A 12442-nucleotide genomic window follows, 5' to 3' on the forward strand; every position below is an offset into this window, starting at 1 on the left:
GAACGAAGGCATCCAGCAATTTTTTGCTGGATGCCTTCTCTTTTTCTGTTTGCCTATTGACTTTACTTCACAGCGTCAGATGGCGCGTCTTTCTCGATCACGCTGCCGTAGACATCGCGGTAGCGCTTCTTCTGCTCGCCGTTCTTCTGCTTGACCAGTTCATCGCGGTCGTTGACGCGGACGCGCTCGATCTTATGGCGGTCGTTGTCATCGCCCTCGACGCGGTCGACGCGGAAACGGGTCAGGGAGAGCTCGCGGATCTCCGGCTCGAATTCTTCCGACATGCGCTCCATGTCGCCGTCGACGCTGGCACCGTTCTCGAGTGCCCGCGAGAAGATGGCGGCGAACTCATAGCGCGTGATCGTGCGCGTGCCCTTGAACTCGCCATCCGGATAGCCCTCGAGCAGGCCGCGGTCGGCCAGCTTCTTGACGTAGACATACGCCCAGTGGTTCTCCGGCACATCCGGGAACAGGATGGAACGGCGCTTCGGCGCGTTTGCCGTGCCCTGCTGGCCGACGAGCGCTTCGAGCTTCTCGATCTTCTCGTCCTGCTTCTGGACGTAGTCCTTGAGCGCGAGGATCTCCTTTGCCATCGCGACGCGGCTGTTCGTCACATGGTTGCCCTGGCCGAACTTGAAGCTGATGCCAGTGTTGACCATGTTCTCGCCGCCGCCGACCGTACCGCCGACCGACAGCGTCGTGTCCTCATTCGGACGGTAGAACGCACCGACTGCCGCCGCATTCGCACCGCGGTAATTGCCGTAGCCCACCGCGAAATCCCACTTGTCATCCGGGTCGAAGTTCTGCGGATGAAGTGCCGCGAGAGCCGCAGCACCAGCACCGACGCGGTCGACACGGCGGTCGAGACTGCTGACCTCACCACCGAGCTTGCCGATCGCCTGGTCGCGCTGCGCGAGCTGGCTGCCGTTGACCGCATCCGTCGAATCCGGCGCAATGCGGCCCGGCGCGACGTTCTCGACCTTGTTGCCGCCCATATTGACCGCGCCCTGCTGGACCGTGATGTCCTTGTGCTTGTCATCGCCCTTGACCGTCAGACCGCCGTTGTTGATGGTCGTATTGCCCGTCGTGACTGTCTTGGCATCGATGCTGTCAATGCCCTTGAGGTCCTTGGCCAACTTGACCTGCATCTTAGCGTTATCGCCATCCTGCGAAACAACGACGCCGATGTTGTCGCCAGCCGCGTATTCCTTCGCACCGCCGTAGAGCTGGACATTATTGTTCAGCTTCACCGCCACGCTGCCAGAATCACCGCTGTACTTCATGCCATCGTCCATCGTGGCGACCTCATGGGAGACTATCTTTTCACCATCTTTCGTCGCGGCCGTCGTCTCGTAGTGGATGCGGGATGCCTTTTCGTCCTTGGCGTCGCCATCCTTCCCCTTCACATTCTTCGCGTAATCCAGCGTAGCCTGTCCGAGGATCGTGGAAAGGTCCGTGAAAGCACCATCCTTGCCATCTGCGCCCTTCGGGCCCGTCAGGCCGATATGGCCGACACCATCCCTGCCAGCAATCGAGACCGCATCTCTGCCGTCCTTGCCAGCGATGCCGACTTTGCCGTCGACACCATCCCTGCCAGCAACGCCGTTCGGACCGGTGATGGAAACGCCAGACTTGCCGTTCTTGCCATCCTTACCGGTGACGAAGAGGCCATCCCTGCCGTCTTTTCCATCCTTGCCATCATGGCCGATGACGACAGTCGTGCCGCCCTTTGTCTCGACCGTGACGTTGCCGTCCTTACCAGCCTTGCCAGCGTCGCCCTTCTGGCCGACCTTGAGCTGGTCGTTGAGCTTCAGGTCATAGACCTTCTGCCCATCCTCGCCAGTCGTCTGCTTCAGCTGGAGATTGCCATCCGTGTAGGAGCCGTCCGCTTTCGCAGCCGTGCCGCCATTGACGGTGACTTCCGTATGGTGCTTGTCGACCTCGTCGATCTTCGTGTTCACATCAGCAATCTGCTTGTTGACATTCGACTCGACCTGATGGAGCTGATCCTCTGTAGCAGCACGGCCGCTGACATAGGAACCATCCTTGTTCCAGGTCTTGTTGCCCAAGTTGGTGACATACTTGCCAGCCTTGTCAGTCTGGTTCGTAGCATTGCCATCCTTATCGTAGATGGTCAGGCTTCTGTCACCCCCTGCGATATTGCCGATCTTGACGCCATTGTCACCGCCAGCGATAATCTGGCCTTTCGAGCCATCGACAGTGACCTTGTTGTTGCCATCGCCGGCCGTGATCTTTGCGCCATTGCCGTCGATATCCACCTGTTTAGCCTTATTCGCAGCATCGCCCAAAGTGATATGGTCGTTCAAGTTGACCTTATTGTTGTCGTCCACTGTGATGTTCTTGCCACTCTTGGCCTGGACACCATCCGCGGCCGACTTCGCGATATTCGTGACATCACCGATGTTGGCGGCATTGTTCCAGTTCTCCTGGCCTTCAACCGTTGTGTCATACATCTTCCCATCTTTGCCGCTGGCCACGTTGGTAATCTGATGCTTGCCACCATCGATGCCCGTATTGGTGATGCTCGGGCCATTATCAATCTTGAGCCCCGTGCCATCCACTACGGTCTTCGAGGTTACATCCTTACCATCGACTCTGGTCGTCGTCGCATAGGAAGAACTGTTGAGCCCCGTCAGGTCTTTGTTCAGCTTGAGCAACAGTTCACCGTCTTCGCCATTCTTATTAGCTACAACAGCGATATTGCCGTCGACAAAATCATCTTTCGTCTTACCTGCTGCAACATTACCCTTGATAGTAACTGTCTTGTTCAGCTTGACCGAAGCACCATCGCCGAAATCACCGGCATACTTCTGGCCGTCATCCATCGTGGCGACTTCATGGGTAACACCATTGTGGTCTTCATAGACCACACGGTCCATACCATCCTTGCCGCCATGACCGTCCGTGCCATCGACACCGACCTGGCCATTCTTGACGTGGATATCAGCCGATGCGTTCTGACCATCTTTGCCGTCAGCGCCTTTCGGCCCCTTCGGGCCGGTCAAGCCGATATGGCCTTCACCATCCTGGCCGGAAATGGAAACTGCATCTTTGCCCGGCTGGCCGTCCTTGCCCGGCGTACCGATGGCGATCTTGCCATCGATGCCGTCCTTACCATTGAGGCCGTTCGAGCCCGTGATGCTGACGCCATTCTGGCCATCCTTGCCAATAACAGAGATGCCATCCTTGCCGTTGAGGCCGATGCTGGATTTGCCATCTGCACCCTTGAGACCAACGGAGCCATCTGTACCTTTCGCACCATCTTTGCCAACCGTGCCGAGGTTCAGATTATCGTTGAGTTTCAGGTCATACGTCTTCTGACCATTTGTATCCGTGACTTTCAGCTTCAGGTTTTCACCGCTATAGTCTGACGTCCCGGCAGGCTTTCCGCCTTCTACAGTCACGGCTGTATGTTTGCCAGCCGTAGTTGCAGCTTCTTTGACCGCGTCACTGATTGTCTTGAGCTGGTCTTCGGTAGCCGCACGGCCGCTGACGTATTCCGGCTTGTCGACATTCCAGTCCTTGTTATCAAGGCCCGTGACATAGTCGCCAGCTTTGTTTGCCTTGGCGGTAGTCGTATTGCCATCCTTATCGACAACTGTAATCACATCAAGAGTATTCTCGTCAAAGTGCTTAATGAGAATCGGGTCGTTTCCATCAGCAGCATCACCATTCTTGTTACCGCCGACGGTCAAGGAACCATCCTGATGCAAGTTGATCTTGTCATTCAGAGCAACCTTGATTGTTCCACCTTCGACAGAAGTCTGGATGTTGCCATTGCTCTTCTTAGTCTTTTCATCATACGTGCCATCGCCGCGAATCTGCAACGTATCGTTGAGTTTCTTGGCAACCGGTTTAGCCTTGCTATCATCACCGACGAAGTTCAGGCCATCGTCCAGTGTTGCGACGACGTGCTTGCCGCCCTGGCCGTTTTCACCATCCTGTCCATTCTTATAGACAATACGGGTGATGTCCTTGCCATCGACGCCCGGAGCACCCTGCTTGCCGACTTCACCGTCTTTACCATTCTGGCCCTTTTCGGTCGTGATGATGGTCGTCGTGATGCCCTGTTTGCCATCCTTACCATTGATGCCGTTCTTACCGGCGATGCCGATAGAACCTTCCTGCCCATCATAGCCATCCTTACCAGCTTCACCATCTTTGCTGTCTTTACCGACGGTAACACTATTGCCAGTGATGTCCTTATCCATGAGGACCTTGACCGTCGTGTTTCCATCAACGTCCTGTTCCACTGTCGTGGTCAGGTTGTCGTCAGTATAAGTATGGTTGGCTTTAGCATCTGAACCTTTGATATTGATGGTACTGTTCAGCTTATTGCTGACCGGATTAGCAGCGTTTTCCTTAGCTGCGGCATTGGCACCGATTTGCAGGCCGTCATCCATGGTGGCGACTTCATGGGTAATATGGTTGTGGTCTTCATAGACAATGCGATCCATGCCGTCTTTGCCGTTGTTTCCATCAGTGCCATCTACGCCGTTCTGACCATTCTTGACATGGATGTCTGCACTAGCATCCTTGCCATCTTTGCTGACAGGGCCGGTGAGGCCGATATGGCCTTCACTGCCGTCCTTGCCATCCTTACCATTGGTAACGCCGATGGTAACGCCATCCTTGCCGTCGTTGCCTTTCACGGAAATACCGTCTTTACCGTCCTTACCGTCATGGCCGATGACCACAGTGGTGCCCTTGCTGGTTTCGACAGTGAATTTGCCATCCGTACCATCTTTGCCGTCCTGGCCAGGCGTGCCTTTCTTACCGATGGCCAGCTGGTCGTTGAGCTTGATGTTGTAGGTTGTCTTGCCATTTTCATCCTTAGATGCGATAAGCAGGTTTCCTTTGGTAGAATCGCTATAGGCACCATATTTTCCGTTGGTTCCAACAGTAGCTGTTGTTTCACTACTATCTTTATCGTTGACCGTAACGACTGTATGCTTACCAGCTGTCGATGCAGCCTTATTGACCGCGTCACTGATTGTCTTGAGCTGGTCTTCTGTAGCCGCGCGACCGCTAACATAGGTCGGATTGCTTACATCCCAAGCCTTATTATCAAGGCCCGTGACATAGTCACCAGCCTTACCTTCCTTAGCGGTAATCAACTTGCCATTCTCGTCGACGCCTGTGATTACATCGAGCGTCTTATCGTCAAAGTGCTTGATGACAATCGGATCATCCACCGTTTTAGAACCATCCTTCTTATCGCCGCCGACGGTCAAGGAACCAGCCTGATGCAGGTTGATCGTGTCGCTCAGAGAAACCTTGACAGCGCCATTGTCGACAGACGTCTTGATGTTGCCATCATCAGCTATAGTATTCTTTTCCTTGTCATAGGTACCGTCGCCGCGGATCTGCAACGTATCGTTGAGTTTCTTGTCAACTGTCTTAGAAATGTCATCACCGGCAAATTTCAGGCCATCACTCAGAGTAGCTACGGTCTGAGGATTGCTGCCGTCCTTATCGGTATAAACAATGCGGGTGATGTCCGTGCCGCCAAGATTTTCCTTGCCGGTCTTGCCATCTTTGCCTTTCTGTCCTTTTTCCGTCTTGATGATGGTGGTCCTATATCCCTGCTTGCCATCAGTGCCCGGAAGACCATCTTTACCGGTGAGGCCAATGGTGCCTTCCTGGCCGTCTTTGCCGTCAGAGGTATCCTTGCCAAGAATGACATTATCATTGAGTTTCAGGTCATAGGTAATCTTGCCGGTAGTAGTATCTTTCTTCTGTGCCAGGAGCAGGTTGCCTTTTTCTTTATCCGTATAGTTCCCAAGTTTTCCATCAGCAGCGACAGCAGGAGCTTCCACGCTACCATTGACGGTAACAGCCGTATGGGCAGAAGTGACGGCATTCTGTACGTTTTTCAGGTCTCCTACATTGACTGCATTGTTCAGCACATCACCGGTAGCATTTTTCAGTTCAACCTCATGGCCAGCTGCATCTTTCAAGCCGCTATCAACATGGGTAATCTGATTGCCGCCGTTGCTGAGGCCATTGTCTGTCAGCGATACAGTCGTCTTTCCAGCGCCCAACGTAGACGGAATGATTGTGATGCCCTTGCCATTCTGAACCGTCTCGCTCGTCTTATTCCCCTTGGCATCCTTTGTTACCGTGGTGACGCTGGTCAAGTCAGTGAGTTCTTTAGCGAGGCGAATGGTCAACGTATCTGTACCATTTGAAACAACGCCGACGTTATTTCCTGTCGACAGAGCATCCAGATTTTTGACTCCACCGACAATATTGGTCTGTTCATTGAGCTTGCGGCTGAATGCATTCGCCTTCGCATCGCTGGCCTGTACATCACCGGCGTACTTCTGACCGTCATCCATCGTGGCGACTTCATAGGTAGTGTTGCCCTTCTTGTACTGGATGCGCGGAGCTTGGGTCGTGGTTGTCTGCTGTTCCCCTTCACCACTGGTCGTTTTGGTATTCTTACCATCATCCAGTGTAGGATCAGACATGATTGTCGACATCTGGATGGACGTGCTCGTGCCATCTGTCCCCTTCGGACCGGTCAGGCCGATGGAACCATCCTGGCCGTTGATGGCAACGGAAGAACCGTTCTTGCCATTGACCGTAATAGAACCATTAGTGCCCGGCACATCCTGCTGCTTATCATCTTTGCTATCAGCAGACCCCAAGTTGAGGTTGTCCTTCGTAGCGATCGAGATCTTGCCTTTATCCTGGGTCAAGGAAATATTCTTGCCGGCATCGATTGTCACGGTATCGCCCGGATGGATCAAGGTCTCTTTGTTGCCAGTCACCGCACCTTCGGACGCTGATGCGGTCAGCTTGAAGCCGGAGTTGTTGATGGCATCTGCCACGCTATTGCCTGTTACATAGGCATTAGGGTTATCAACCTGCTTCGTTTCTCCATTTTCTGTAACAGAAATTTTCGGGTTGCTAACAGTAACCCTACCGGTTTCCACAGGGTTGTCTCCTGTAGTCTTATCCTGCGACAAGGTGGCCGTAGCAATCCTCAAGTCGTAATTCTTGTGATTATCTGTTGAATCCGTAGTCGTATCAATGGCCACAGAGTGGTCATTTGATGTCACCGTTGTCTTGGCAGCGTTGAGCTGCGATACGTTGACGGCATCGGTAGGATTCGTGCCGCCTGCGATATTGGTGATGGTCTTGCCGCCATTATTGAGGCCATTGTCGGTTAAGCTGATTGTATTAGTGACTTTATCTCCATCTTTTGTGGTAATGGTCACGCCGCCATTTTTGATGGTGGTATTGCCCATCTTGACAGAGCCCTTATCGGTCAGGTCAAGATTTTGCGCAAGTTGGACTTTCATTACGCCGGTAGTGCTATCAACATTGACACCGATGTTGTTTTCGGTCAGCTTGTCCTTATCTGCGCCACCTTTGATATCCAGGCGTTCGTTGAGTTTCTTGAGAAGGACGTTATGCTCTTCTTTCGTAACGGTCTTGGTGGTCTTGCCATCGACAGTTTTCGTTTCGGTCTCAGCGGCCTGGTAGTTATCGCCGGCATACTTCTGTCCATCATCCAAAGTAGCAATGAACTGAATTGTACTTGTATGATAGTCACCGTATTCCAGACGATTAAACTCATTGGACGCGCGCTCATCGTTCGGATTTGTCGGGTCAGGCGTCAGATACGAATCCTTATCTTTCAGATAAGTGATGCCATCGCTGATTGCATTGTAGATATAAGTCGGCTTCTTACCCGTATTATCATACAGAGTAACATAGCCGCCTGCATCCTGATCGACGCCCAGGACGACCTGACGCTGGTCATTATCTGCGTCAGAACCATCGTGTTTTACGACCGATACCGTCTTGCCATCAATCTTGACGGCTTCTTTGACCGTAGTATCCGGTAAAGGATTGCCGTTTTCATCATAGTTCTTGAATTTGTCAACGTTGTTGACGGTCAGCTTGCCGCCCTCATTCTCAACCTGCTTACCAAGTGTCACATTTTTATCCAGCGACAGGTCGTACGTCTCCTGCCCATTGGTGGCAGTCGTGCGCTTCAAGTCGAGGTTGCCGCCGTTAACCGGTGTATTGTCTGCCGTTGCCGACTGGCCACCGACTGTGACAATCGTGTGCTTTGCGTCGACTGCTCTAAGCTGAGCGACATTGACAGCATCCGTATCAAGGGAGCCTGCGGCCACACCAGTAATCTGACGGGTCACGGTGCTGTCATTGCCCACGGCAATGGCATTGTCCGTAGCTTCCCAGGCCGGGCCGGTGGAAGTAGTACCCTTGCCATAGGCTGCTTTTTCCGCCTCGACAGTCAGATCTCTGTATTTCGCACGGGTGGTCTTGGAGTTGCTGCCCAGAGCGACACTGTCAGCGAGTGTTGCCTGCGCGCTGTTGCCGATGGCAGCAGCATTCTCTGCCGATGCGGTGCCGCCCAGTGCGGCCAGGGAGTTCTTGCCCGAAGCGGAGGAGCCGATGCCAAAGGCGGTTGCGGCTTCGCCGGAGGCGGTGCTGTTTTCGCCGAAGGCGGTGGCGTTGTCACCGGAGGCGACGGTCTGGTAGCCGAAGGCAGTGGCACCGGCTGCGCTGGCTTTTGTATCGTTGCCGAAGGCTGTGGCGTTGTCGCCGGAGGCCTCGGTGGAATAGCCGAAGGCCGTGGCATTGGCATAGCCGTCGATGGTGTAGCCGTTGGAGCCTTCATGGGCCTTGGTCAATACATTGTCCGGGTTGATGTCCACTTCACTGCCGTCCACGGTGGTCTTGGCCAGGGAGGTCTTCTTCTGGCCGTTATAGACCTTGCCCTTGGTGCCTGCGGTGGTGTCCACAGTCACCGTGCCGTCAGCAGCCACATTGACCTTCCAGAGGCTGCCCTGGTAGTCGCGGATGTAGGTGTTGCCATCCTTGCCGGCCAGGACCACATAATCGTGTTTCTCAGTGCCACTGTCGATTGGCATCTGCTTGATGCCAGCGGTCTTACCGTTGGGCTGGATATAGGCCAGATTGCCATGGACATCCATCTGTTCTTGCTTCACTGGTTCATTTTTATCGTCCGGATTAATCTTGTAATTATTGGTCACAGCACCATTTTCATCTAGCTTAGCACCGGCGATGGTGTCGCTTCCCCAAGCGGTGGATTCTTCGTCAGCGGCGACAGTGGCATTGCCCCAAGCCGTTGCATACTGCGACAGCGCACGAGTGCGGTTGCCAAAGGCCGTAGCGCCGGTAGAGAGTGCACGGGTATCATTGCCGAAGGCAACGGAGTCGTTGTAATTTGCTATCGTGTATTCACCAAAGGCAACAGAGCGGCCACCTAATGCCTGCGTATAATTGCCGAAAGCAATCGAGTTCTGTCCTCCCGTCTCCGACCCAGCCTGTGTATTCAATCCAAATGCTACGGCCCCAGCCCCCTTTGCTTGTGTACCTACGCCAAATGCTACGGAATCACTGCCGCTGGCTGTATTGCCTGTACTGACCATGACAGCCGTGGCCGTTGATGTATCGCCCGTAAACTGCACATCATCTGTTGTGCTTATAGTATGCATTTCTATACTTGTAGTACTGCTTATCCCCGATCTGGTAAACAGGGCAATTCATACTATGCTTTCTGACAGTCTGCTGGAGATACGTTCCGCCAAAGGCTACGGACCAATTGCCGGATGCCGTATTATGCGTTCCAAGGGCAATACTCTCTTGGCCGGATGCCGTTGTCGTATTACCGGCGGCAATCGAATTCGCCCCCGAAGCCGTAGTGGCTTCACCAAAGGGCTGCCCCGTTGCGGCTTCTGCCGTCAAAAGTCCCCCCCCAGTGAACAGCACGCTGCTGATCAGGGCAGTGCCGAGAACGGCTACGACTTTCTGGGAGCGGGTCTTGCCGTTGCTCCTGGCAATCTCGGAGACGACGACGTAGCAGTTCTTGACTTTGCTCCAGACGACTTTGTAAATGTGATTCATGACAATCCCTCTCCATCCAACTATTTCTTTTCTTGCTGATTTTTCCCATGTATCGCCGGATGATGAGCGTGTCCTCCATGACTGGCTTATGCCCTGCTCGACAAACCGGTTTCACTGCAGGTTGCAATCAATCTCGTTGCAACCTGCATCTTTAATTTTTTATTTTACATCAAATCGCATTAAAAGTCACGCCAAGTCTTAATGAAACGGGGCTGTTTTGACATATTCGCTCTATCTTCTCATGGTGCTATCATATGAACTTAACTGAATTGAAACGTTCTCTCAAAAAGAGGATTTTACCTGCACGGTGTCGAATCTTCTTGCAAATGCGTAAGAACTGGAACAGCCACATGTGGCAGCTTCCAGTAGAAAGGGGATTTTTTTGATGCATTTCCAGAAACTCATGGATAATTTCCTGCTCCACTATCTCAATCACTTTGACAAGCACTGCTTCAATGTGAAGATGCACGATGAGGTGTACACGATTGGCCAGGGTGAGCCGGAGTTCACGGTGGTCGTGCACAAGGATGTCCCGAAGAAGGCGCTCTTGGAGTCGACGCAGCTGGCGCTCGGCGAGGCCTACATGCGCGGCGACATCGAGATTGAGGGCGACCTCTTCCACATGCTCTGCACGTTCCTCGAGCAGGCCGACCGCTTCTCGCTCGACCGCAAGGGGCTGCGCAACATCCTCTACATGTCGGAGAAGAAGAAAGACCAGGCCAAGGAGGTCTCGTCCCATTACGATTTGGGCAATGAATTCTACAAGCTCTGGCTCGACCCGACGATGAGCTATTCGTGCGCGTACTTCAAGCACGAGGATGACACGCTCGAGCAGGCGCAGCGCAACAAGGTCGACTACATCCTCGAGAAGCTCTACCTCAAGGAAGGCATGACGCTCCTGGACATCGGCTGCGGCTGGGGCTTTTTGCTCATTGAGGCGGCGAAAAAGTACGGCGTCAAGGGCTACGGCTGTACGCTCAGTAAGGAGCAGTGGAAAAAAGGACAGGAGCGCATCAAGGCGGAAGGGCTCGAGGGCCAGGTGCAGATTGAGCTCGTCGACTACCGCGACCTCGAGGATAAGGGGCTGCTCTTTGACCGCATCGTCAGTGTCGGCATGATGGAGCATGTGGGCCGCTCGAACTACGCGACGTACATGGAGACGGCAAACCATCTGTTGAAGGACGGCGGCATCTTCCTGCTGCACACGATCACGGGCCACGATGAGGTGGTGTCGGAGCCGTGGATCCGCAAGTACATCTTCCCGGGCGGCACGCTGCCGTCGCTGCGCGAGCTGATCTCGCACGCCTACGACGCGGACTTTCGCGTGCTCGATGTGGAGAGCCTGCGGCGCCACTACTATCGGACGCTGATGTGCTGGTACCACAATTTCCTCAAGGTCCACGAGACGGTCGCGGGCTGGAAGAATGAGGAGTTCGTGCGCATGTGGGACCTCTACCTCGCCGGGTGCGCGGCGGCGTTCTACATCGGATACATCGATATCCATCAGGTGCTGATGACGAAGGGCAACAACAATGAGCTGCCGATGACGCGCTGGTATTGAGATTACCACGGCTGGGGTGCCGGTGGCGCGCAGGGATGGATTCCGGCTTCGTCGCTCCGTTGAAATGGCCCTCATGGCGCGCGGTCGGATGGAGGCGGATTCGCCGCCTGCCGCGGCGTTCTGACATCGACGGCTTTTGTGCATGCGGCTTGAGGGCCAGCCCTGCGGGCGGTCACTGCGCTCCTGCAGGCGGAATCCATCCCTGCGCTGAAGAACAGCTCTGCCAAGCGAGGCGCTCGGGGCCCCTGCCTCATTGCGCGGATTACCTTGGTCTGGGGCTCGATGTACGAGAGGGCTCGGGGCCCCTGCCCCATCGCAGGCTTACCTTTTAAGTTTCAAGTCCAGCAGGACTTTGTCGGTCTCCCACGGGGATATGACGGTGTATGGCACGCTGTATTTCTCGAGGACGGCGAGGATCTGCTGGTCTTTTTCTTTGGCCTGGGGCAGGTCGGTTTCGGGGCGGCCGTCTACGGCTAGGAATTCGTCGTTGCGGCGCAGGAGGTAGTTCAGGTTGTCGTAGCGGTTGAACTCCTGCATGACGAGGGTGTTAAAGGCGTCGGAGGGCTCGCGGTTGTAGATGATGTTTAAGGGCAAGGGCGAGTCGCAGATGGCGAAGTCGACACTGTATTTCTCGAGGGTGCGGGTGCGGTGGGCCTGCTCGGCGAAGAGGTAGAGTTGGTCTTCGACGATGTCGGTGGCGTTCTGGTACCAGAGCCATTTGGCGAATTCACCGACGAGCTCGGTGCGGTAGCCCATGCGCTTGAGTTTGGAGTACATGTCGGCGGCGATGGTGCTCTTGCCAATGGCGGCGCCGCCGTAGAAGTTGATGACTTTCAAAGGTGATTCCTCCCCTATTCTTGACTGCAATATCCCTATTCTAGCATGTTCCGGAAGGAAAGAAAATGGAAAACGGCAGACGAAAAAGCCTGTCCCGCGGAAACGGGACAGGCT

At 54.3% G+C, this 12442-nt stretch carries 4 protein-coding genes and 1 pseudogene; 1 reads left to right on the forward strand and 4 read right to left on the reverse strand.

From position 1 onward, the window contains the following. Positions 1-62: 62 nt before the first annotated feature. The 3 genes and pseudogenes from QDI87_RS02615 to QDI87_RS02620 form a co-directional block, all read right to left on the reverse strand. Complete coding sequence (locus QDI87_RS02615) at positions 63-9362, reverse strand: S-layer homology domain-containing protein (protein ID WP_278742137.1); 9300 nt, start codon at positions 9360-9362, stop codon at positions 63-65. Between the two features lie 6 nt (positions 9363-9368). Then, a pseudogene (locus tag QDI87_RS11745) lies at positions 9369-9521 on the reverse strand (hypothetical protein); the annotation flags it as partial. Next, positions 9496-9930, reverse strand: coding sequence for an ESPR-type extended signal peptide-containing protein (locus tag QDI87_RS02620; RefSeq protein ID WP_278742138.1), 435 nt, complete (start codon positions 9928-9930; stop codon positions 9496-9498). The gene QDI87_RS02620 and the pseudogene QDI87_RS11745, both read right to left, overlap by 26 nt. Positions 9931-10315: 385 nt before the next feature. On the opposite strand from QDI87_RS02620, the gene QDI87_RS02625 reads away from it, so the two are divergent. Continuing rightward, on the forward strand, positions 10316-11491 hold the full coding sequence (locus tag QDI87_RS02625) for a class I SAM-dependent methyltransferase (RefSeq protein ID WP_278742139.1): 1176 nt from the start codon (positions 10316-10318) through the stop codon (positions 11489-11491). 321 nt (positions 11492-11812) lie between these two features. On the opposite strand, the gene QDI87_RS02630 is transcribed toward QDI87_RS02625, so the two are convergent. After that, a complete protein-coding gene (locus QDI87_RS02630) occupies positions 11813-12328 on the reverse strand; it encodes an AAA family ATPase (RefSeq protein WP_270837751.1) in 516 nt (171 codons plus the stop codon). Between the last annotated feature and the right edge of the window lie 114 nt (positions 12329-12442).

Origin of the sequence: Mitsuokella jalaludinii, from assembly GCF_928722185.1 — a bacterium.
In the GTDB taxonomy this organism is placed as follows: Bacteria; Bacillota; Negativicutes; order Selenomonadales; family Selenomonadaceae; genus Mitsuokella; species Mitsuokella jalaludinii.